Origin of the sequence: Brevibacterium spongiae (assembly GCF_026168515.1) — a bacterium.
Lineage (GTDB): Bacteria > Actinomycetota > Actinomycetes > Actinomycetales > Brevibacteriaceae > Brevibacterium > Brevibacterium spongiae.
Genome location: NZ_CP093443.1, coordinates 432,749 through 454,518, shown reverse-complemented (window position 1 = coordinate 454,518; position 21,770 = coordinate 432,749). Strand labels below are relative to the sequence as shown.

The 21,770-nt window shown below is 66.1% G+C and carries 16 protein-coding genes; 4 read left to right on the top strand and 12 right to left on the bottom strand.

Annotation, left to right across the window (positions count from 1 at the left end; all coding sequences use genetic code 11):
- Window positions 1-10: 10 nt before the first annotated feature.
- The 3 genes from L1F31_RS02065 to L1F31_RS02055 form a co-directional block, all read right to left on the bottom strand.
- Window positions 11-1,189 carry a LacI family DNA-binding transcriptional regulator gene (locus tag L1F31_RS02065; protein ID WP_265419043.1) on the bottom strand — a complete coding sequence of 393 codons (1,179 nt, stop codon included), beginning with the start codon at window positions 1,187-1,189 and terminating at the stop codon, window positions 11-13.
- 117 nt (window positions 1,190-1,306) lie between these two features.
- Window positions 1,307-2,017, bottom strand: a complete 711-nt coding sequence (locus L1F31_RS02060) for a sulfite exporter TauE/SafE family protein (protein ID WP_265419042.1) — start codon at window positions 2,015-2,017, stop codon at window positions 1,307-1,309.
- Complete coding sequence (locus tag L1F31_RS02055; RefSeq protein ID WP_265419041.1) at window positions 2,017-3,555, bottom strand: amidohydrolase family protein; 1,539 nt, start codon at window positions 3,553-3,555, stop codon at window positions 2,017-2,019. Before L1F31_RS02055 ends, L1F31_RS02060 begins: the two co-directional genes overlap by 1 nt.
- A gap of 116 nt (window positions 3,556-3,671) precedes the next feature.
- On the opposite strand from L1F31_RS02055, the gene L1F31_RS02050 reads away from it, so the two are divergent.
- Entirely contained in the window at window positions 3,672-4,916 is a 1,245-nt protein-coding gene (locus tag L1F31_RS02050) for a methyltransferase domain-containing protein (RefSeq protein WP_265419040.1), read from the top strand.
- 18 nt (window positions 4,917-4,934) lie between these two features.
- Here the strand turns inward: L1F31_RS02050 and trpS are convergent, their stop codons facing one another.
- Window positions 4,935-5,975, bottom strand: coding sequence for a tryptophan--tRNA ligase (trpS, locus tag L1F31_RS02045; RefSeq protein ID WP_265419039.1), 1,041 nt, complete (start codon window positions 5,973-5,975; stop codon window positions 4,935-4,937).
- Between the two features lie 498 nt (window positions 5,976-6,473).
- On the opposite strand from trpS, the gene L1F31_RS02040 reads away from it, so the two are divergent.
- Window positions 6,474-6,854 carry a VOC family protein gene (locus L1F31_RS02040; RefSeq protein WP_265419038.1) on the top strand — a complete coding sequence of 127 codons (381 nt, stop codon included), beginning with the start codon at window positions 6,474-6,476 and terminating at the stop codon, window positions 6,852-6,854.
- A 217-nt stretch (window positions 6,855-7,071) separates the two neighbouring features.
- Window positions 7,072-8,730 (top strand): BCCT family transporter, encoded by a 1,659-nt coding sequence (locus L1F31_RS02035; protein ID WP_265419037.1) that lies wholly within the window; start codon window positions 7,072-7,074, stop codon window positions 8,728-8,730.
- 67 nt (window positions 8,731-8,797) lie between these two features.
- On the opposite strand, the gene L1F31_RS02030 is transcribed toward L1F31_RS02035, so the two are convergent.
- From L1F31_RS02030 to hutI, 5 genes are all read right to left on the bottom strand, one after another.
- Complete coding sequence (locus L1F31_RS02030) at window positions 8,798-9,541, bottom strand: IclR family transcriptional regulator (RefSeq protein ID WP_039211444.1); 744 nt, start codon at window positions 9,539-9,541, stop codon at window positions 8,798-8,800.
- Between the two features lie 3 nt (window positions 9,542-9,544).
- Window positions 9,545-10,972 carry an amidohydrolase family protein gene (locus tag L1F31_RS02025; protein WP_265419036.1) on the bottom strand — a complete coding sequence of 476 codons (1,428 nt, stop codon included), beginning with the start codon at window positions 10,970-10,972 and terminating at the stop codon, window positions 9,545-9,547.
- Window positions 10,969-12,237, bottom strand: a complete 1,269-nt coding sequence (locus L1F31_RS02020; protein ID WP_265419035.1) for an allantoate amidohydrolase — start codon at window positions 12,235-12,237, stop codon at window positions 10,969-10,971. The genes L1F31_RS02025 and L1F31_RS02020 overlap by 4 nt, the downstream gene beginning before the upstream one ends.
- A gap of 118 nt (window positions 12,238-12,355) precedes the next feature.
- Entirely contained in the window at window positions 12,356-14,032 is a 1,677-nt protein-coding gene (gene hutH, locus L1F31_RS02015) for a histidine ammonia-lyase (protein WP_265419034.1), read from the bottom strand.
- A 35-nt stretch (window positions 14,033-14,067) separates the two neighbouring features.
- Window positions 14,068-15,339: an imidazolonepropionase gene (gene hutI / locus L1F31_RS02010; protein WP_062860632.1), complete on the bottom strand. Its 1,272-nt coding sequence runs from the start codon at window positions 15,337-15,339 to the stop codon at window positions 14,068-14,070.
- Between the two features lie 292 nt (window positions 15,340-15,631).
- Between hutI and L1F31_RS02005 the strand changes: the two genes are divergently transcribed.
- Window positions 15,632-16,522 (top strand): SDR family oxidoreductase, encoded by an 891-nt coding sequence (locus L1F31_RS02005; protein WP_062860631.1) that lies wholly within the window; start codon window positions 15,632-15,634, stop codon window positions 16,520-16,522.
- 142 nt (window positions 16,523-16,664) lie between these two features.
- On the opposite strand, the gene hutU is transcribed toward L1F31_RS02005, so the two are convergent.
- The 3 genes from hutU to L1F31_RS01990 form a co-directional block, all read right to left on the bottom strand.
- On the bottom strand, window positions 16,665-18,386 hold the full coding sequence (gene hutU, locus L1F31_RS02000; protein ID WP_265419033.1) for a urocanate hydratase: 1,722 nt from the start codon (window positions 18,384-18,386) through the stop codon (window positions 16,665-16,667).
- A 279-nt stretch (window positions 18,387-18,665) separates the two neighbouring features.
- Window positions 18,666-19,862 carry a CaiB/BaiF CoA transferase family protein gene (locus tag L1F31_RS01995; protein WP_265419032.1) on the bottom strand — a complete coding sequence of 399 codons (1,197 nt, stop codon included), beginning with the start codon at window positions 19,860-19,862 and terminating at the stop codon, window positions 18,666-18,668.
- Entirely contained in the window at window positions 19,859-21,682 is a 1,824-nt protein-coding gene (locus L1F31_RS01990) for an acyl-CoA dehydrogenase family protein (protein WP_265419031.1), read from the bottom strand. Before L1F31_RS01990 ends, L1F31_RS01995 begins: the two co-directional genes overlap by 4 nt.
- Window positions 21,683-21,770 lie beyond the last annotated feature (88 nt).

Sequence of the window (21,770 nt, the reverse complement as noted above, 5' to 3'; positions counted from 1 at the left end):
AGTATCCTGCTCAGTCCCTGCTCCGGTCCGGTGATCGGCCGGCCGTCGAATCCCTGACGACGAGAACCGGACCGAATGAACCCGCCGAGGCGGCCGACCCCGTGTCGACCGTCGCGGCGGGTTTCACGTCGCCGCCGACCACGGCAGCGGATTCCGTGTCGCCCTCCAGGACAGCGTTCGGATTCGATGAGTGGCCGCCGTCGAGCACGGTCACGAGCATCTCGACCGCCGCACTCGAGATCGCCTCGAGGCCGAGGTCGACGGCGGTCAGCGGCGGAATGCTCGTGCGTGCGCGCAGACCGTCGTAGCGGGTGGCGATGAGCAGGTCGCCGCCGACCGTTCGACCGGATTCCTGTGCGGCTCTCACAGCGCCGGTGGCAAAGGTGTCGATGGGCGCGAGGACCGCATCGATGTCCGGATGTGCGGCCAACATCTCCTCGGCGGCGACGAAGGCTCCGTCTTCTCCGGAGGTCTCGTCCGCCTCGGCGATCAGCGGTGTGAATCCGCGGGCCGCAGCGGTCTCGGTGTAGACCTCACGGGCCGCGATCTGTGCTCCGCGCCGGCTGCGGCTGACCAGCAGCGCCGGCTGCTTAGCTCCCTGGTCGAGAAGGTGGTCGAGCAGCAGCTGAGCGGTTGTTCGGTGGTGGAGATCGATGCTCCACCTGCTGTCGGCTCCGGCGGGCACCGCTGCTCCTGTGGGCGCCGCCGAATCATTCGAACTCGGCCCGTCGATCGTGACGTAGGGGATGCCGCGGTCACGCAGCGCCTCGGCGAGGGAGTCGTCGACGGTCGGCTCCAGGAGGATCGCACCGTCGATGTCGAGCAGATCGACGGGGTCGGCCGCCTCGGTGGGCGGGGCGAGGACGAAGACGTAGCCTTCGAGCAGCGCAGTGCGCGCACATCCCATGGCCAGTTCGGTGAAGAATCCCAGCTGAGAGGGCCCGGCGGAGACAGCCGCGGGCATCGAGGACAGCAGGGCGAGAGTCTGCGACTTGCCCGAGCGCAGACTTCTGGCGCGGGCGCTGGGCCGATAGTTCAGACGTTCGGCAACCTCTTTGACCTTCGCCCGGGTGTCGGCATTGACCTTGCCCTGACCGCTGAGCGCATGGGACACCGTCGTCCGCGACACTCCGGCCTCACGCGCCACATCGGCGATCGTGACGCGGTGCGCGCGCGGGAGCTCGGTCATGGAATCACCCTACTTCACACAGCGGCGGGAGGCGGGCCGACAGAACCCAGGTCGCAATCGGACATTTCTCAGCCCGGAAAGTATCCGATGCTGACCCATATCTGCCGCGCCCGGCCCTCACGCCTGGACGATAACGATGATGCCGGAGACGATGGCGAAACCGAGGACGATATAGCGCAGCACCGGCCCGTCGAGGCGGTGGTGGACGTAGCGGGAGACGAACGAACCGACCGCGAGGAACGGCAGCATCCATGCCGTCGTGATCATCGTGTCCGCGGAGACCTGCCCGCTGAAGGCGAGCACGATGAGCGAGATGATCTCGCCGACGAGGAAGCACACGGCCACCGTCGACCGCAGCTCCGGCCCGGGGCTGTGCTGATAGGCCAGTGCATAGGGCGGACCGCCGATGCCGGTCGAGGTCTCCGTGACTCCGGTGACGAGCCCGACCGTCGCGAGCACCGGCTTGTTCGGCGTGAACTTCGGCGCCAGCAGCGCGACGACCGCGGCGATGAGTGTCGACCAGCCGATGAGCAGAGCGAGCTGGTGCAGGTTGACGATGACGAGGATCCACAGACCCGCGAACGTGCCGGCGAACCGTCCGACGCTGATCCATTTCACGCCGGTCCAGTCGATGTGTTCGCGTTCTCGCGCGGCGATGTAGAAGTTGAGCGGAATCATCAGCACGAGCAGCATCACCGGTATGAGGCTCGGATCGATGAACGTCACGACCGGGGCGAGGATCATCGCGAACCCCATCCCCGTCGATCCCTGCACGAACGCGGAGATGAGGACGACCGCGGCGATGATCGCGAAGGCGAGCATCGTCATCAGAGGTCACCCCTCGCCGAGGCGGTCCCGCCGTTGCGCGGAGCGTTCACCGAGGTGGGGCGGTCGTTGAACGACGCGGCTCCGTGTTCGACCATCCACCGTGCCCGATGGTCGGCCGCGTTCGGGTCGATGCGGGTGATCGGCGAGTTCTCCACGACTCGGCGGGAGACGTCCTTCGCTCGTTCGAGGAAAGCACGGCCGTCCCAGTCGACGGGCCAGCCGTGTTCGAGGCGCAGCTTGCCGTCGACGATGACCGCTTCGGTCTGGTCGCGGTTGGCCAGGCGGACGAGTTCCCACGGCACGTCCCAGGAGGGCACGAATTCCGGGGTGTCGATGTTGAGGACGAGCAGGTCGGCACGGGCACCGGGCGAGATCTCACCGATCTGCCCACCGAGTCCGACAGCGTCGGCGCCGCCGCGCAGACCCTGTTCGAGCCAGGTCCAGCCCCCGCCGGCCGAGGAGTCGATGACCTCCATGCCGCCGGTGAGGCGCTGCGCGGTCTCGGCCGCGTCGAGGAGTCGGAAGGCATCAGAACGGGTGCCGTCGGTGCCGAGCCCGATGCGCATTCCCAGCTCGTGCATGAGCAGTGCGGGCGCCACGGCGTTGCCCTTCCACGAACTCGCGACCGGGTTGTACGCGATCGCGCCTCCGGAGTCGCGGAGCAGCCGGATCTCGCGCGGAGTCAGCAGGGTGGCGTGCGCGGCCAGCAGCTCTGGACCGAGCGCCCCGAGGCGGGCGAGACGTTCGAGCGGGCGCTCACCACCCAAGATGAGGGAGCGTTCGACGGCGACGATGTGTTCGTTGAGGTGGGTCTGGAAGGGCACTCCAGCGTCCCGGGCCATCTGCGTGATCGCCACAAGTGCTTCGTCGGAGGCGACCTCGGGAATGGACACAGCCAGGGAGGGGTGGACGAGGGACTGTGCGCCCCACCGGCTCAGGTGGCGTTCGGCGGCGGCGACCACCTCGGCGAGGGTCGAGGTGCGCACTCCCCCACCCAGGTCGTTGCAGATGACGCCGAGCACGCAGCGCAGTCCGACATCGGTGGTGACGTCGGAGATCGCGGAGACATCGACGCTGGAGCGGGTGCCGGCGTCGGTGACGGTGGTGAAGCCGCCGCGCAGGGATTCCCAGGCGGCCAGCCGGGTGGCGACGTCGATGGCGTCGGCGTCCATGTTCGACTCCATCGGCACCCACACGCGTTGGAAGATCTCGGAGGGTTCGCCGAAGACGAGGGACTTGCCGAAGGTCTGGGTCAGGTGGTGGTGGGCATCGATGAACCCGGGCATGAGCAGGCGTCCGGGCAGATCGATGCGGACAGGTTCGGTGACTGCCCGGTCGCCCTCGGGATTCGGATCGGCGGCGTTCGCGTCGTGCAGCAGCGATGGGGCCGTGGCGGCCACCTCGGCGAGGGGACCGACGGCGAGGATCCGACCGTCGTCGACGAGCACCGCATGGCCGGCCTGCGCGCCTTCGGGCAGGAGCACTTTCTCCGGGACGAGGAGGGCAGGGGCCTGGTGGAGGCTGCGCAGCTGAGTCATGGGGTCCTTCGCGTTTCGAGGGCAGGGCCAAATCGATTTGGCTACGTTCAGTCTACGGTTGTCGGACGGTCCGGGTCAACGATTTTCCGGGGCGGATCGGCGTCTAGAATGAGGGGATGACGACGTTCCCGCTCTCCCCCGCCTCGGCGGATCATGGGCACCTGCACTGCGGGTATTTCGAGCGCGGGGAATGCCGCTCCTGCGCCCTCATCGAGACCCCTTATGGGCAGCAGATCACGGACAAGGAGACCTGGTGCCGAGAGATCCTCGCCGAGGCGGCTCCGCGAGTGTGGCTGCCGACCTTTTCCGGCGGGGTGCGGGACTTCAGGAACCGAGCGAAGCTCGCGGTCGGTGGGGAGTCCGGACAGGTGACCCTGGGCATCCTCGACCAGGAGTTCCACGGCGTCGATCTGCGTGACTGCGGAATTCAGGCCCCGGCGATCCGTGCGGTGATCCCGGTGCTTGCGGACTTCCTCGATGCCACCGGACTCGAGCCCTATGATGTCTCTGCCCGCCGCGGTGAGCTGAAGTTCGTCCATGTCACGGCGGCACCGTCGGGTGAGCTGATGATCCGCTTCGTCGTGCGCACCCAGCACGGTCTGGACGTGATGCGGTCGCGGAAGGATCGGCTGTTTGCGCTCGTCCCGGACGCGTCCGTGGTGTCGGTGAATCTGCTGCCCGAACACAAGGCCGTGCTCGAGGGCAGTCGCGAGGAGATGCTCCGCGGCGAATCGCTGCGGATGGATCTCGATCGGGTCGACCTACATCTGCGGCCGCAGTCCTTCTTCCAGACCAATACCGCTGTCGCCATCGGGCTCTACGGCCAAGTCGCCGAGTGGGTGGAGACTGTCGGCGCTTCGGACTTGTGGGATCTCTACTGCGGTGTCGGCGGGTTCGCGCTGCACTGTGCGGGGCCGTCACGTCGGGTCACCGGGGTCGAGGTGAGCGAGCAGGCGATCGAGTCGGCAAAGGTCAGCGCCGCCGAGCTCGGAATCGATGCCCAATTCCTCGCCGGCGACGCGACTGAGTTCGCCGAGGCTCACCTGGCGGACGCAGCCGATGCGACCGGTTCGGTCGACGCGACAGCGACTGCCGGTGCAATGGAACCGGCCGACCCTGCCGACGTCGAACGGCCGGACTGCGTGATCGTCAATCCGCCTCGGCGAGGGATCGGTGCACGGCTGTCGGCGGCGTTGGAGAACTCCGGTGTCGAGCACATCGTCTACTCGAGCTGCAATCCCGTGTCTCTGGCGAAGGACCTCGCGCGGATGCCCGCCTATGAGGTCGTCCAGGCGCGGATCTTCGACATGTTCCCGCATACAAAGCACCTCGAAGTCGCGGTCCTGCTCCAGCGGCGGTGACTAGTTACCTCACTAGGTTCAGTAAGCCATACCCATAGCAGACCGGACGTCAGCCAGCGTCTCTTCTGCGATGACGTTTGCGCGCTCATTTCCCTCTGCAAGTATGCGATCAATGACTGTCGGGTCCGCCTCGAGCTCCCGACGACGCTCACGATGGTCTGAGAGAAATTCAGTCACTGCCTCTGTGGCCAAAGCCTTGAGCGCGCCGGCACCGGAATCACCTACCTGCGAAGCAACATCTTCCGGCTGGGCGCCAGTGCAGACTGCCGTGGTCGCCAAGAGTGCAGATACCCCCGGCCGCGACACCGGTTCGTAGGTAATCTGTCGTTGAGAATCTGTCTGAGCCTTGCGGATGACTGCGGCTGTCTCATCTGCGCTCATTCCCAAGGAGATGGCGTTTCCGTAGCTCTTCGACATCTTTCTTCCGTCGAGTCCAGGCAGTTCGGGAGTGTGCGTCAACATTGCTTCTGGTTCGCGGAAGACTTCGCCATATCGTTCGTTGAATCGACGTGCGATTGTGCGGGTGATTTCGACGTGCGGCAGATTGTCCTTGCCTACCGGAACCAGATTGCCCTTGCAGAAGAGGATGTCCGCAGCCTGGTGAACTGGGTAGGTCAGCAGCAGTCCGCTCAGGGGGCGTTCCGAGGCTGCCAGTTCTGCCTTCACAGTTGGATTGCGCCGAAGTTCGCTGTCCGAGGCCAGACTGAGGAAGGGCAGAAGGAGCTGGTTGAGGGCAGGGACTGCCGAGTGAGTGAAGATCGTCGTCCGCTCAGGGTCGATACCAGCCGCGACGTAGTCCATAATCGCCTCGCGGACGTTGCTCTTCACATTCGCCGAGGTGTCCCTGTCCGTGATCACCTGATAGTCGGCAAGAACGACGAAGGTCTCGACCCCTAGGTTCTGAAGGTTGACTCGTTCGAGGATCGAGCCGAAGAGATGGCCGAGATGAAGCGGGCCCGTCGGGCGCTCGCCCGTGAGCATCCGGTACGTTTCCGGGTGCGTTTCGACTTCGCCGCGAAGCGTCGACATCCGTGCGAGGGTGGCGGCATAGGAATCCATGTGTGATCTCCCGATTGTGCTGTTATGCGGTCAGATTGGCACGGGTCGCACGGAGAGATTCCACAGAAGTTGCGGGCTGCCATGCAGCCCGCGGGTATGCGTCAGTCGGCTGCTGTGAGGAGCAGCCACCACCAGTTGAGTCCGGAAATGCGCATGGTCTCACCATACCGCTTAGAGAAGTCACCTAGAGCACAAGTGCACGGCCGACAGCGTGAATGCGCACGTAAGTCGAACCCTGAAGGTGCCTTACCCCCAGACTGCGCTCGCGAAAGTTGTTCCGCCTCGGTCTCACGGCTTGTATGCTCGTTTGCGATGACCGGACAGGCGAACAGCCGCTCACGGATCGGTGACCCGGTCGACAGCTGAGCCGCAGAGGCTACGAGCGTTCTGCTCGCGGCCCTCCACATGATGAAGCCGTTTTCCCAATTCTCGGTTCGCCATGCTCGACAACTCATCGGGTGATGAGCGAACCACAACCCTTTCGAAAAGGACGCCATCATGTCAGCAATGTTCAACCACACCATCGTCGCCGCAGCCGATCCAGCCGCCTCGGCGCAGTTCTATGTCGATATCCTCGAGGCCGAACACACCCAATCATGGGGGCCGTTCGCCAACATCATGCTCTCCGGCGGAGTCATGCTCCAGTTCGCCACTCCCCCGCCGGAATTCGACATTCTGCCCGTGCACATGGCCTTCCTCTGCTCGGAAGACCACTTTGATCGAGCTGTTGACCTGCTGAAACAGCGCGATCTCGACTACTGGGCGGACCCACAGCGCACTCGCCCGCAGGAGACGAACACCGAACACGGGGGTCGCGGGGTGTATTTCCTCGACCCGTCGGGAATGTATCTCGAGCTCATCACCCGCCCCTATCTCTGAGCACTCACGGCCCTCGCCGATCGCGAGAAGACTCACACTCTGCCGTTTCCGACCTCATCCATGTGGTGAATCGGCGACAAGCGCATAGACTCGTCAGTCGCACGGCCCCACGAACGACCCAGTTCGCGGGGCCTGTTGCGTAATCTGCCGATCCCACCTGCCGAACCGACGATCGCTCATACCTGCCACCGAGGCGGCCACGAGCACGGAGACCACGATGACGATGCTGAACTCACCCGCCCCCGAACCCGCCAGCAGCACTGCCGGCGGTTCCGACCGCTCAACTGCGTCCACCCCCTCGGGCGGGTCGGACGACCCTCCCCCTACCGCCGGGGCCGGGTCCGAACCCAACCGGGTCGGGACGGTCTTCGTCTGCGCGGTCGCCCTCGTCATAGCCTTCATGGTGTGGGCGGCGATCGCACCCGCTGCCCTGTCTGACATCATGACGCGGGCGATGACCGCGGTGTCCACCGGTTTCGGTTGGATCTACCTCGTCGTTCCGTTCGCCGCGATCGCGATGCTGGTGTGGTTCGCCGCCAGCCGCTTCGGTCGCCTCCGCCTCGGCTCTCAGGACTCCCGTCCCGAATACCGAACCATCACCTGGCTCGCGATGATCCTCGCGGCAGTTATGGGAATCGGCCTGGTCAGCTACGGGGTGGCCGAACCCATGTCGCATTTCATGGTCCCACCCCACGGACTGGCCGAGCCCGAGACCATGGACGCGGCGATTCGCGCGATGCAGTTCTCCTACCTCGACTGGGGATTCCAGGCCTGGGCGATCTTCGGCGTCTTCGGACTGGCGATCGGCTATTCCACTCACCGGATGGGTCGACCGGCACTCGTGTCCACGATGCTGCGCCCCGTGCTCGGTCGCTTCGTCGATGGGTGGGTCGGCAGCTTCATCGACATCCTCACGATCATCGCCACGTTGTTCGGAACGACGACGTCCTTGGGCCTCGGCGCCTCACAGATCGGCGAGGGACTCAACACAGTCCTCGGCGTCGATTCCACCATCATCCTGCAGATCATCGTCATCACCGTGCTCACACTCCTCTTCACGGGCTCCGCCCTGACCGGAGTGAGCCGCGGCATCAAGTACATCTCCCAGATCACACTGACCATGGCGACCCTGCTCGGGCTCTTCGTCTTCATCACCGGCCCCAGCGGCTTCGTCTCCAACCTGTTCGTCCGGTCAGTGGGCGCATTCGCCGGGGACTTCATCGAGCTCAGCTTCATGACGCCCACCAGCGCCGAGGACAGCGAATGGATGCTCGGCTGGACCTACTTCATGATGGCCTGGTGGCTCTCCTGGAGCGCTTTCGTCGGCATCTTCCTGGCCAAGATCTCGAAGGGCCGGACCATCCGGGAATTCGTCGCCGGAGTTCTGCTCGTGCCCAGCGCCGTGTTCTTCATCTGGTTCACCGTGATGGGCGGTTCGGCAATCAAATTCGACATGGACGGGGCAGGAATCGGTGAGGCCACTCAGGACAACCTCGACACTGCCTTCTTCAGCCTCCTCGACCAGCTGCCGCTGTCAATGCTGGCTTCGGTCTTCACGATCATCATGGTCATCCTGTTCTTCGTCTCCTCCGCGGACTCGAACACCTTCGTCCTCAGCTCACTGTCCTCGCGAGGGTCGTTCGCTCCCCGACGCCCGGTCATCGCGACCTGGGGCTTCCTCACCGGAGGCTGCGCGGTTGTACTGCTCCTCGTCGGCGGACTGCAGGCTCTGCAGCAGGCGGCGATGCTCTCGGCGGTTCCATTCACCGTCATCGTGGTCGTCCTCGGCATCGCACTGATCAAGGAACTGCGCAGTGACCACCAGATCGTCGAGGAGGTCGCCCGCGAACGACGAGTGCTGGGCCCACGTTCCTGAGCCGGCGCTCATGCGTCACGTCGACTCGGCGAGAACTCAGGCACTCAGGCAAGCCAGAGCAGCACCCTCACCGCAGCTTGGCGGTCACCTCGGCGGCGGCGGCCTTGACCTGGTCGACGATCGGATCGGTGTCCTCGGGCAGGGTCTCGGTGACGAACGAGAGGCCGATGGCCGCGATCGGGCGACCCAACACGTCGAACACCGGTGCCGCGAGCGTCGAGATCCCGGGCGTGACTTCGCCGTGTTCGATCGCGGTGCCGGTCCGTCGCTCCTGAGCGAGCACCGCATTGAGCGCCTTCACCGAGGTCGGGCCCTTGCCCGTGCGCGTAACGAACTCGGTCTCTGACTGCAGCATCGCGAGCACCTCGGACTTCGGCAGCTGAGCGAGGATCGCCCGCCCGGTCGCCGTGAGGTAGCTGGGCATGCGCACACCGGTGGCGGTGATGACCGCGACGGATTTCAGGGACTGCTCCTTGAGCACGTACTCCGTCTCCCAGCCGCGGATCACGGCCAACTGCGCAGTCGTCGCAGTATCCTCGGCGAGCTGCCGGACGATCGGCTGCGCCAACCGCTGCAAGGGGTTCGTCCGCAGGTAGGACGCCCCGAGCTCGTGCACGCCGGCTCCGAGCACATACCCGGATTCGGTGCGCGCCACGAGCCCGAGCTCCTCCAACACGGCGAGGATGTCATACGCACTCGACCGCGGGATCTCGAGCGACCGGACCAGGGCGCCGGCCGTGATCGATCGGTTCGACGAGGCCATATGCCGCAGGATCGCGATCGCCCGCCGCAGTGCGGGAACCTCAGCCACGACTCAGCCCTCCATCTCCAACGCGGCGAAAGCCTGCGCGTAGAGTTCGGCGATATCGCCGAGCTCGGTGTGCACTCCGTCGCGCACGCGGACCTTGCCGCCGCTGACGGTCAGATGCACATCGCTCGCGCTGGCCGTGAGGATGATCTGCTCGTCCAGCGACCCCATGGTGCGAATACTGTCGTTGCGCACGGCCACGAAGTCACAGGCCTTCCCCACCTCGAGCCCGCCGACGGGCAGGTCGAGGCTGCGCGCCCCGCCCGCGGTGAGCGCGGTGATGAGTTCGGCCGGTGAGAACCGTCCGCGCTGACCGGAGCGCAGCCGTTCCCCGGCTTCGAGTCCCTGGGTCTCCCGCAGGGCATCGAGGACGACGTGCTGATCGGAGCCCAGCGAGATCACTGCTCCGGCATCGGCGAGTTCACGGGCTGGTCCGATGCCGTCGGCGAGGTCCGCCTCGGTGCAGGGGCACATGACGATCGTCGACCGGGAGCCGCCGAGGATCGCGATGTCCTCCTCGCTCAGGTGGGTAGCGTGGACGGCCGAGAGCCGGTCGTCGACGACCCCCGAGCGCGCGAGAACCTCGGTCGGGGTGGCTCCGTACGCCTCCTGGGAGGCTTCGTTCTCCGCCGGCTGCTCGGACAGGTGGACGTGCACGGGCCCGGACAGTTCGGTGAACCGCTGCAGATTTGCCGCCGGGACCGCACGAATCGAATGGATCGCGGCTCCCACGTGGACGAAGCTCTCACCTGGGGTCTCAACGGGAAATTCGTCGGCAAAGGCGCCGATGAGGCCGGCATGCCGGTCCATGTATCCGTCGATCGTGCCGTCGCCGAATCGGGCCTGTTCGGCCGAGAGTTCGGAGTCGATGCCGCCGGTGAGGTAGCAGGTGTCGAGCAGTCGGATGCGGATCCCCGCCGAGGCGGCCGCCCGTGCCAGCGCTCGTTCCATTGCGTGGGCGCGGTGTCCGGCATCGTCGCTCGCGTCCCCGCGGGGACGCTCGGTGCCGGCTTCGGCGTCCCCGCGGGGACGCTCGGTGCCGTACGGCGTTCCGTCCTGCGCGTGGTGGACGTAGTGGAATTCGCCCACCGAGGTGTAGCCGCCGGCGAGCATCTCGGCGAACACTGCGCGCGCCACGGTCTCGTAGGCCTGCGGGTCGAGTTTCGCGGCGACGGAGTACATGACTTCGCGCCAGGTCCAGAACGTGCCGCCGTCACCATGAGTGCGGCCGCGCAACATCCGGTGGAAGGCGTGCGAGTGCGCGTTGACTCCGCCGGGCAGGACGAACCCGGACACCGCCTCGGCGTCGGATGGTGCGGTGTCGATCCCGGTCTCGACGGCGGTGAGAGTTCCTGTGTCATCGGCGCTCAGCAGGACTCCGTGAGCAACGGCTCCGTCGATCCAGGCGGATTCGCACCAGTAGCGGGTGCTCATTGCGCACCTCCTGTCGTCGGGCCTGCCGCATTGCCGTCGACCAGGGCGTTCTCGATGCCGAGTTCGCGGGCGAGCACCTTGACGAGCGCATCGACTCCGGCCCTCTGGTCGTCGACCTCGCAGGCCTCTTCGGGAGCGTGGGAGACGCCGGTCGGGTTGCGGACGTAGAGCATCGCCGAAGGCACATGGGGTGCGAGGATGCCCGCATCGTGGCCGGCGCCCGAGGGCAGCAGCGGCGCGTCCGGCAACACCGAGGTCAAGCGGGAGTTGAGATCGGCGGTGAAGTGAGTCGTCGGCGAGTAGGACTCCTGCGAGATCGTCACCTCGACACCTGAATCGGAGCCATGGTCCTGGGCGCGGTGGCTGATCGCCTCGAGCACCTGCTTGACGACCGCGTCGTCAGGGTGGCGGATGTCGAGCCAGAAACTCATGGACGAGGCAATGACGTTCGTCCCGCCCGGGTGGATGAGAGTGCGCCCCACGGTCGCCACGGCGCTCGCGTCAGTGGCGGCCGCTAGGGTCGGGATATCCCCGATCACGCGGGAAGCTGCGACCACCGGGTCGGCGCGATGGCTCATCGGCGTCGTACCGGCGTGGTTGCCCTGGCCGGAGAAGGCGAAGTGCCAGCGACCGTGGCCGATGATCGAGGAGCCGATGGCGACGGCCTGATCGGTGTTGATCAGACCGATGCCCTGTTCGACATGGAGTTCGATGAAGGAACCGATTCCGGCCAGCCGAGACTGGTCACGCCCGATCCGATCCGGATCGAGGCCATAGCCACGGGCGACGTCGGCGAAGGAGTCACCGGCGGCGTCCTTGAGACCGAGTGCACGGTCAGCGTCGATGGCACCGGTGAGCAGCCGCGAACCGAGGCAGGCGACGCCGAAGCGTGAACCTTCTTCCTCGGGGAACACAGCCAGCCCGAAGGGCCGGGTGGACTGTTCGAGTGCGCCGGAGTCCTTGAGAACGTCGAAGGCCGCCAGCGCCGAGGCGACGCCGAGGGGGCCGTCGAACTCACCACCCCCGGGCACGGAGTCGAGGTGGGATCCGGTAACGACCGCGTTCGCACCCTGCGGGGTGGCCCATGCCCAAGTGATGCCGTTGGCGTCGATCTCGGTATCGAGACCGCGGCGGGCCGCCTCGGCGAGGAACCACTCACGCAGGTCCCGTTCGGTGTCCGAGAATCCGGGCCGCTGGTAGCCCGGACCGAGGGTGTCGCGGCCGGTGTCCTCGATCTGGCTCAGCAGCGAGACGACATCGCTCATTAACAGTTCACTCCGTTCGAAATCGGTCGGGTCCGGTGATGTGTCGGCTCCGGTGCGGACGAGCCGCGGACCGCGGGGCGCGGGGCCAACCGATATGCGTGATCGGCCCGGCCCGGTGTCAGTCCTGGTGGGTGGTGGCTGCTGAGGTGCCCGAAGCCTCGGCGGCGGCTTCGAGGTTACCCAGCGCAGTGAACTCGGGATCGTTGACGGCCGGTCCGCCGTCTTCCGGCTGCCAGGTTCCGGCGGCGGAGGTGACGGTGTGGGTCAGCGGTGCGACCGACTCGGCGGTTGCGACCAGCGTTCCGTCCTTGACCTTCGCGATGGTTTCGGCGAGTTCGGGCGAGAGGAACCGGTCAGGGCCTGGTCCGGGAACGGTCTCACGGATCTTCGCGATCACGGCTCCGGTCACCGGTGCCGGTGCGGCGTCGCGCATATCGCAGGCACGGGAAGCTGCGTAGAGTTCGATGCCGACGACGGAGGCGAGGTTGTCGACGACCTTGCGCAGTTTGCGTGCGGCCGACCACCCCATGGACACGTGGTCTTCCTGCATGGCCGAGGACGGGATCGAGTCGACCGAGGCCGGTGTCGCGCCCCGCTTGGCCTCGGAGACCATGGCCGCCTGCGTGTAGTGGGCGATCATCAGTCCCGAATCGACGCCGGCGTCATCGGCGAGGAATGGAGTGAGGTTCTGGTTGCGGGCGACATCCATCATCCGGTCGGTGCGGCGTTCGGACATCGAGGCGACGTCGGCAGCGACGATGGCGAGGAAGTCCAACGCGTGGGCCAGTGGTGCGCCGTGGAAGTTGCCGTTCGATGACACCATTCCATTGGTGAGCACGACGGGGTTGTCGATGGCGGCGCGCAGTTCGCGTTCGGCGACCTGGGTGGCGAAGGCGACGGCGTCACGCGCGGCGCCGTTGACCTGCGGGGCGCAGCGCATCGAATAAGCGTCCTGGACGAGGTGGGTGGAGTCGCGGTGGCTGGCGGTGATGCCCGAGTCCTTGAGCGAGGCGAGCATGTTCGCTGCCGAGGCGGCCTGACCGTCGTGCGGGCGCAGTGCGTAGTGGAGCTCGGGGGCGAAGACGGCGTCGGTGCCGAAGAGCCCTTCGATGCTCATGGCCGCCGAAACGTCGACGGCAGTGAGCAGGTTCTCCAAGTCGGTCAGGGCCATGATGAGCATGCCGAGCATGCCGTCGGTGCCGTTGACGAGCGCGAGGCCTTCCTTCTCGGCCAATGTCACCGGGGTGATTCCGGCGGCAGCGAGGATCTCAACGGCTGGCCCGGCCACTCCGTCGGGCCCTTCGGCCACGCCTTCGCCCATGACGACGAGGGCACACGCCGACAGGGGCGCGAGATCGCCGGAGCAGCCGAGCGAGCCGTACTCGTGGACGACGGGAGTGATACCGGCGTTGAGCAGGTCGACGTAGGTCTGGAGGACTTCGGCGCGGACGCCGGCCCGACCGGTGGCGAGTGTCCGGGCGCGCAGCAACATGAGGGCGCGCACGACCTCGCGTTCGACGGGTTTACCGACGCCGGCGGCGTGGGAGCGGATGAGGGACTTCTGCAGCTGGGTGCGCAGTTCGGCGGGGATGTGGCGCTGCGCGAGCGCGCCGAATCCGGTCGAGACTCCGTAGACGGGCTTCTCCGCCTGAGCGAGGGCGTCAATGGCCTCGCGGTACTTGTTCACCCGGGCCAGGGTGGCTTCGGACAGGGAGACCTTCGCGTCGTTGCGGGCGACGTCGACCACCTCGGCGAAGGTCAGCGTATCGGGGTCGAGATCGATGAATGTGGTCATGAAGAGCCTTTCCTTGTGTTCGTCGTGGATGAAGTTCAGTCGCGGGGTCGATTGTCGACGATGAGCTCACCGCCGGAGTAGACGCGTTCGACCAGCTGCACACCGGGCCGGTAAGCCAGGTGCCGGTAGCTGGGTGCGTCGAGGATGGCCAGGTCGGCGCGGGCCCCCACTCCGAGGTGGCCGACATCGGTGCGCTGCAGGGCGTTGGCCCCGCCCGCTGTAGCTGCCCACACCGCCTGTTCGACGGTGAAGTGCATGTCCCGGACGCCGATGGCGATGACGAACGGCATGCTGTTGGAGAACCCTGACCCGGGATTGCAGTCGCTGGCGATCGCCAGCGACACCCCCGCGTCGACGTAGCGGCGGGCGTCGGGGTAGGGCTGGCGGGTGGAGAATTCGATGCTCGGCAGCAGGGTGACGACGGTGCCCGCCTCGGCGAGGACGGCGAGGTCCTCATCAGAGGCGAAGGTGGCGTGGTCGACGGACACGCAACCGAGTTCCGCGCCGAGCTTGAGCGCCCCGCCCTCGGTGAGCTGATTGGCGTGCAGCCGCGGTTTCATTCCGACGGCCTTTCCGGCTTCGATGATCCGCCGGGTCTGGACCTCGGTGAAGGCACCGGTTTCGCAGAACACGTCGATCCACTTCGCCTTACCTTCGGCCGCCGGGATGATCTCGTCGATGACGAGGTCGACGTAGCGTTCCGGCTCGTCCTTGAACTCCGGCGGGACGACGTGCGCGGCGATGAGGGTCGATTCCTCGGTGTGTCGATTGATGATGTCGAGGGCCCGGATCTCGTCGGGCACGGTCAGCCCGTAACCGGACTTGATCTCGAACGTCGTCGTTCCCTGCCGCTTGGCCTGATCGAGCAGGTGGACGAGGTTCGCCTCGAGCTCAGTCGCGGTGGCGGCTCGGGTCGCGGCCACGGTAGTGGCGATGCCCCCGGCCGAGTACTTCTGCCCGGCCATCCGGGCCGCGAATTCCTCGGACCGATCGCCGGCGAAGATGAGGTGGTTGTGGCTGTCGACGAAGCCGGGGATGACGGCTTTCCCACCGAGGTCGATCGTCTCAAGTCCGCCGAGGTCATTCGCCGAGGTGACTTCCCCGTTGGCGATGTCATCGTCGTTGAGGCCGGCGGTGCCGGTCTGGTCCTCGTGTGCAGCGAGCGCGGTGTCCGCCTGTGCGGACGGTCCCGACCAGATCACCCGACCGGCGTCGACGAGCAGAGCGGCGTCAGCGATCACGTCGAGTTCGCCGAGACGGTCGAGATCATTGACGACGAGTTCGCTGATCCCGGTGAATAGCTGCATGACGGTCGGCCCTTTCCGATCAAGTGTGGTTCAGTCCCAGTATGGACTGTCGGCGAACGGCAGTGAACGGCCCAGAAAGATATTCGTCCGATATTTCGGACAAAAATTCATGCGTTCCTGTCGGAACGGTCACCCTCGCTGTCGGGCACCGGAAGCACCTGACACCTGGGCAAAGTCGTGACCCGAAGGCTAGCCTGGCTCATATCCATCCCGATCAACGGATCGCGGAACACGGACCCGACCACCGAACACACGGATACGATCATCGGACTACGGATGAAGGAGACGAACGATGACCACTGACAGCCACCTCGGCGAGGGATATTCCACCCGATCGCTGGCCGGACGGACGATCATCATGAGCGGCGGCAGCCGTGGAATCGGACTGGCGATCGCTCTGCGCGCAGCCCAGGACGGGGCGAATATCGCGCTGCTGGCGAAGACCGCGGAACCCCATCCGAAGCTCGAGGGCACGGTCTACACTGCGGCCGAGCAGATCGAGGCGGCCGGCGGCAAGGCCCTGCCGATCATCGGTGACGTCCGCAGCGACGAATCCGTCGCCGAGGCGGTCGCGAAGACCGTTGAGGCCTTCGGGGGGATCGACATCGTCGTCAACAATGCCAGCGCTATCGACCTCTCCCCAGTCGAGGACCTGCCGATGAAGAAGTTCGATCTCATGAACTCGATCAACGCACGTGGCTCCTACCTTCTGGCCAAAACGGCCCTGCCGCACCTCCGAGCCTCGGACGCCGCGCATGTGCTCACGCTCTCCCCGCCGCTCAACCTCAATCCGGCATGGGCGGGCAGACACCTGGGTTACACGATGGCGAAGTACGGGATGTCGCTGGTCACGCTCGGGCTGGCCGAGGAGCAGCGCGAGGCCGGAGTCGCGGCGAACAGCCTGTGGCCACGGACGACGATCGCAACGGCCGCTGTGAACAACCTCCTCGGCGGCGAACAGCTCATGGCGCGCAGCCGCAAGCCCGAGATCATGGCCGAGGCGGCATGGGTGATCCTTACCAGCGGCCCCCGCGAGGTCACCGGCAATTTCTTCATCGACGACGAGGTGTTGGCGGCTCAAGGTGTCACGGACCTCTCGGCTTACGCCCATGATGCGTCGAAGCGCGGCTCCGTCGGTCACGGGCCCAACGACCTCGAGCTCGACCTCTTCCTCGACGAGTAGAGTTCGCGGCGCAGCCGATTACTCGCGGTCGACAATTCCCCGCGGCACACAAAAAGTCGAGCAGCACTGTTTCAAAACTGTGCTGCCCGACTTTTTTCGAGCTATTCAGCAGCCGGCCGCTCGACGCAACGCCGCGAACTGCTTACTGTGCGGCGGATTCCTCGTCGCGCTTGTCGAGCTCGGGGATCATCGGCACGCGCTGACCACGCTCGGCTGCGACTTCGGAGGCGCGCTCGTAGCCGGCGTCGACGTGGCGGATGACGCCCATGCCCGGGTCGTTGGTGAGCAGGCGGGCGAGCTTCTTCGCGGCCAGTTCGGTGCCGTCGGCCACGGAGACCTGGCCGGCGTGGATGGAGCGGCCGATGCCGACGCCGCCGCCGTGGTGGATGGAGACCCAGGTGGCGCCCGAGGAGGTGTTGACCAGGGCGTTGAGCAGCGGCCAGTCGGCCACGGCGTCCGTGCCGTCGAGCATGGATTCGGTCTCACGGTAGGGGCTGGCGACGGAACCGGAGTCGAGGTGGTCACGGCCGATGACGATCGGGGCCGAGATCTTGCCTTCGGCGACGAGCTGGTTGAATAGCAGGCCAGCCTGATGGCGTTCCTTGTAGCCGAGCCAGCAGATGCGGGCGGGCAGTCCTTCGAACTCGACGTATTCGTTGGCGGCGTCGAGCCAGGTGTGGAGGTGTTCGTTCTCCGGGAAGAGTTCCTTCAGCGCCTGATCGGTGACCTCGATGTCCTTCGGGTCGCCGGACAGGGCCACCCAGCGGAAGGGGCCGAGTCCTTCGCAGAAGAGGGGACGGATGTAGGCGGGGACGAAGCCGGGGAATTCGAAGGCGCGGTCGTAGCCGGCCTTGCGGGCTTCGTCGCGGATCGAGTTGCCGTAGTCGAAGACCTCGGCGCCGCGGTCCTGAAATTCGACCATGGCCTTCACGTGCTTGGCCATGGATTCTTCGGCGCGGATGGTGAACTTCTCGGCGTCCTGTTCGGCTTCGTCGTGCCATTCGTCGACGCTCACGCCGATCGGCAGGTAGGACAGCGGGTCGTGGGCGGAGGTCTGGTCGGTGACGATGTCGACTTCGGCGGCCTCGGGGCGGTCGAGGATGAGCGGGAGGATCTCGGCGGCGTTGCCGACGAGTCCGACCGACAGTGCCTGCTTGTTCTTCTTCGCTTCGATGACCTTGGCCAGTGCGGTGTCGAGGTCGGTTTCGACCTCGTCGAGGTAGCGCTTGCCCTTGCGGCGGTCGAGGCGGGTCTTGTCGACGTCGATGATGAGGCAGACGCCGCCGTTGAGGGTCACGGACAGCGGCTGGGCTCCGCCCATGCCGCCGCAGCCGGCGGTGATGGTCAGGGTGCCGGCCAGGGTGCCGTCGAAGCGCTTGCGGGCGATGGCGCCGAAGGTTTCGTAAGTGCCCTGGAGGATGCCCTGAGTGGCGATGTAGATCCAGGATCCGGCGGTCATCTGGCCGTACATCATCAGGCCCTCGGCCTCGAGCTCGCGGAAGTGCTCCCAGTTGGCCCAGTCGCCGACGAGGTTGGAGTTCGCGATGAGCACTCGAGGCGCCCATTCGTGGGTGCGCATGACGCCGACCGGTTTGCCGGACTGGATGAGGAGGGTCTCGTCGTCCTCGAGGTCGTCGAGGGTGCGCACGATTGCGTCATATGCTTCCCAGGAGCGGGCGGCGCGGCCGGTGCCGCCGTAGACGACGAGGTCTTCGGGACGTTCGGCGACCTCGGGGTCGAGGTTGTTCATGAGCATGCGCTTGGGTGCTTCGGTCTGCCAGGACTTCGCGGTGATCTCGGTTCCGCGGTCGGCGCGGATGACGCGGGACGGGTCGTGCTGGGTGAACGACGGCTTGGTGGTCATGGGATTCTCCTTGTCGCTGTGTCCGACGAGGCGGATGCTTGGCTGCCGCTTCGCCGTCGCGCCGAGGTGTGGGCTCCCCTGCGCTGTCGGCTCTGACTACACCATCCATTCTGACGACTGGAGCAGAATGCGGAAGTGGCCCGCATCAAGTTCCGTCCGACATTTCGGACATAGATGAATCGATGCCGGGTTCGCCGCTCCCCGAGACTCACGCAGCACTGATCGGTTCCACGCGCCACCCACACAGATTTCCCACCGAGGCAGCCCCGGCAGTTTCGTTCAGATCCTCGCCGACTCCTCGACAGCCGCGTGCGGGTGCCCTTCGACCTCCGCGCCATACTGCCCTTCGCCATCGTCCCCGCCGGCGACCTCCGCAACCGGCTGCACCGGCGAGATCCGGTAGCTGGCCGGAGTCCGGGCGAGCTTGATCGGCGAGGCAACTCCGCGGTAGCCGTCGCCCATCTCCACGACCATCTCACGGTGCGCGGTATGCGGGTGTTCGACCACCTCGGCGGCGTCGAGGATTGGGCCGGCAGGAACGCCGATGCTCATGAGCTCCTCGGACAGCTTCTCCGCCGAGGTCTCAGCCATGAGCGCTTCGAGCTCAGTGCGCAGCGCATCCCGGTTACCCAGGCGGGCGGCATTGTCGACGAACCGCGGGTCCTCGGCGAGCCCCGGAGCACCGAGGTGGCCGACGAGCTTGGCGAACTGTCCGTCGTTCCCAGCAGTGATGAACACCTGCCCGGACCCGGTCGCGAAGGCCGAATACGGGGCGATGTTCGGATGATCGTTGCCGGAGAGCTTCGGCGCACCTCCACCGCCGAAGAAGTTCGGCAGGTGCGGGTGCATCACGGAGATCCCGCAGTCGAAGAGCGTCGTCTCGACCCGCTGTCCGCGCCCGGACGACACGCGTTCCTGCAGCGCCATGAGCACGCCGATGGACGCGTTGAGTCCGGTGACCATGTCGACGGCGGGCATGCCGATGCGCATCGGCCCGGTCGATTCGTCGCCGTTGACCGACATCAGCCCGGACATCGCCTGGATGATCGCGTCGTACCCGGGCCGCCCGCCCAGCGGTCCGTCGTCACCGAAGCCGGTGATGGACGCGTGCACGAGACGCGGGTAGCGATTCGGAATATCCGAAACAGGGTCGAGCCCCCATTTCGCCAACGTCCCGGTCTTGAAGTTCTCGACGAGGACGTCGGCACCGGCCAGCAGCCCATGCAGCGCCTCCTGCCCCTCAACGGTGCGCAGATCGAGAGTCATCATCCGCTTGTTCCGGTTGATCCCAGCGAAGTAGCTCGACACCTCGGGCGCCACGAACGGCGGCCCCCACGTGCGCGTATCGTCCCCTGCCGGCGGCTCGACCTTGATGACCTCAGCCCCGTGATCAGCGAGGATCTGCGTGCAGTAAGGCCCGCCGAGGATGCGCGAGAGATCGACGACCGTGATCCCGGCGAGTGATCCCGCGCTCACTGCCCGCTCCCTCCGGAACGCGCAGTTCCATCCTCGGCGGACTGAGCTGCTCCACCTTCGCCGAGGAGGTCCTCCACAGCCGCGAACGCTTCGTCCCGACCCATGCCGGAGCCCTCGATGAGGGCGTCGAGAACCGCGTCATCTTCGACGATGGGGACGAGCGGGTTCTGCGGCATGAGTTTGTGGCGCAGCACCAGCGCAGCGATGACGATGCGCGACCAATCGCCGCGGCCGTCTCCGATCTGCGCACCTTCGGAGGCCATGATGGAAGCGCAGACGAGGTTGTACGTCGCGGTCGCGAGCTGGCGCACCCGCGCCTGCTCAACTCCTTCGGGAGTGTTTTCGAGCGCGTGCAGCAGCGTCGAACTCAGCGACTGGATCTGTGCTCGGAACGCGGTCGGGAGGTCGGCCGCCTCGGCGATGAGGGTCTCCAGATGCAGAAACAGCGGCTTGAGCGTTCCCGCCCGGTGGGCGGCACGAATGACGTCGAGGGCGACGATGTTCGAGGTGCCCTCCCAGATCGATCCGAGCTGCGAGTCGCGGAAGACGCGGGCGTCACCGTACTCCTCGATGTAGCCGACGCCGCCGCGGATCTCCATCGCATCGGCGGTGACCTTGCGGGCGTCGCGGGTGGCGCGGAACTTGATGAGCGGAGTGAGGATGCGCAGCACCGAGGCGGCTTCGGCGTCACCGGCATCGGCGCGGGCGAACACGGCGGCGGTGTGCAGGGAGATCGACAGCGCCTGTTCCGTCGTCGTCATGATCTTCGCGAGCTGGCGACGCTGCAGGGGCAGCTTGCTCAGGGTCGAGCCGAATGCCTCCCGATTGCGGCAGACGAACTTCGACTCCGCGAAGGCGCGGCGCATGAGACCGGCCGCGCGCACGGCGTTCGACAGGCGCGAGGAGTTGACCATATCGGCCATCTGCACGAAGCCGCGCCCGATGTCGCCGACGAGGTAGGCGGTCGCTCCTTGGAGGCTCATCTCGCCGCTGGGCATCGATTTGGTGCCGAGTTTGTCCTTGAGGCGGACGATCCGCATGGAGTTCGGCGAACCGTCTTCGAGAGTGCGAGGCAGGAGGAAGAGTCCGATGCCCTTGATTCCGGGCTTGGCTCCTTCGGGGCGGGCGAGGACCATGGCGAGGTCGGCATCGGCGTTCGAGCAGAACCACTTCTCGCCGGTCAGCGCCCAGGTACCGTCGCCGTTGTCGACGGCCGTGGTCGTCGCCCGGCCGACGTCAGAGCCGGCGTCCTGTTCGGTCATGAACATCGCACCCTGAGTCAGGGTGTCGACGTCGGTGCTGGTCAGTCCGTCGATGAAGCGGTCGACGAGTTCGGGTGAACCGTACTTGCGCAGAGTGCGGGTGAGCGAGTCGGTCATGTTCACCGGGCACAGCAATCCGAATTCCGCCTGCGTGAAGAGGTAGACGAATAGGTATTTGACGATCGGAGGCATCGGTTCGTCCCAGCCGAGGACGCCGGGCCGGTGGCTCATCGCGGCCAGGCCGAGTTCGCCGAAAGCGACTTCCTGAAGGCGACGGTACGCGGGGTGGATCTCGATCGACTGCTGGTCGGCGCCATTGCGGGTGCGGTGTTTGAGAACCGGAGGATTGACGTCGGCTTCGTGGGCAAGGTCGTCGAGCTCTCCGCCGAGGCGAGGCCCGAGGTCCTCGAACACCGGACGCAGATGCGCGAGCAGCTTCTCGTCGAGATAGAGCGGCAGCAGGTCGTTCAGCGACCGGTCGTCGGCGAATCGGTCGATGCCGTAGCTGTCCGGCACGGGTGTCATGGTCGTATCGGGCGACGGGATAGTCTCACGCAAGATAATCTCCTTTGATGGTTACTTCGACGGTACGCCCGAGAATCTGCGGCTGACAAAGATATTTCTCTTATCTCTGATAATCTTCAGT

Bases quoted from the DNA above. Each gene is read 5' to 3' on its own strand.
- L1F31_RS02040 (WP_265419038.1), top strand. From the start codon at position 6,474: ATGTCAGCAATGTTCAACCACACCATCGTCGCCGCAGCCGATCCAGCC.
- hutI (WP_062860632.1), bottom strand. From the start codon at position 15,339: ATGCAGCTATTCACCGGGATCAGCGAACTCGTCGTCAATGATCTCGAC.
- L1F31_RS02035 (WP_265419037.1), top strand. From the start codon at position 7,072: ATGACGATGCTGAACTCACCCGCCCCCGAACCCGCCAGCAGCACTGCC.
- hutH (WP_265419034.1), bottom strand. From the start codon at position 14,032: ATGACCACATTCATCGATCTCGACCCCGATACGCTGACCTTCGCCGAG.
- L1F31_RS02005 (WP_062860631.1), top strand. From the start codon at position 15,632: ATGACCACTGACAGCCACCTCGGCGAGGGATATTCCACCCGATCGCTG.
- hutU (WP_265419033.1), bottom strand. From the start codon at position 18,386: ATGACCACCAAGCCGTCGTTCACCCAGCACGACCCGTCCCGCGTCATC.
- L1F31_RS02055 (WP_265419041.1), bottom strand. From the start codon at position 3,555: ATGACTCAGCTGCGCAGCCTCCACCAGGCCCCTGCCCTCCTCGTCCCG.
- L1F31_RS02060 (WP_265419042.1), bottom strand. From the start codon at position 2,017: ATGACGATGCTCGCCTTCGCGATCATCGCCGCGGTCGTCCTCATCTCC.
- L1F31_RS02065 (WP_265419043.1), bottom strand. From the start codon at position 1,189: ATGACCGAGCTCCCGCGCGCGCACCGCGTCACGATCGCCGATGTGGCG.
- trpS (WP_265419039.1), bottom strand. From the start codon at position 5,975: ATGGATTCCTATGCCGCCACCCTCGCACGGATGTCGACGCTTCGCGGC.
- L1F31_RS02050 (WP_265419040.1), top strand. From the start codon at position 3,672: ATGACGACGTTCCCGCTCTCCCCCGCCTCGGCGGATCATGGGCACCTG.
- L1F31_RS02025 (WP_265419036.1), bottom strand. From the start codon at position 10,972: ATGAGCACCCGCTACTGGTGCGAATCCGCCTGGATCGACGGAGCCGTT.
- L1F31_RS02020 (WP_265419035.1), bottom strand. From the start codon at position 12,237: ATGAGCGATGTCGTCTCGCTGCTGAGCCAGATCGAGGACACCGGCCGC.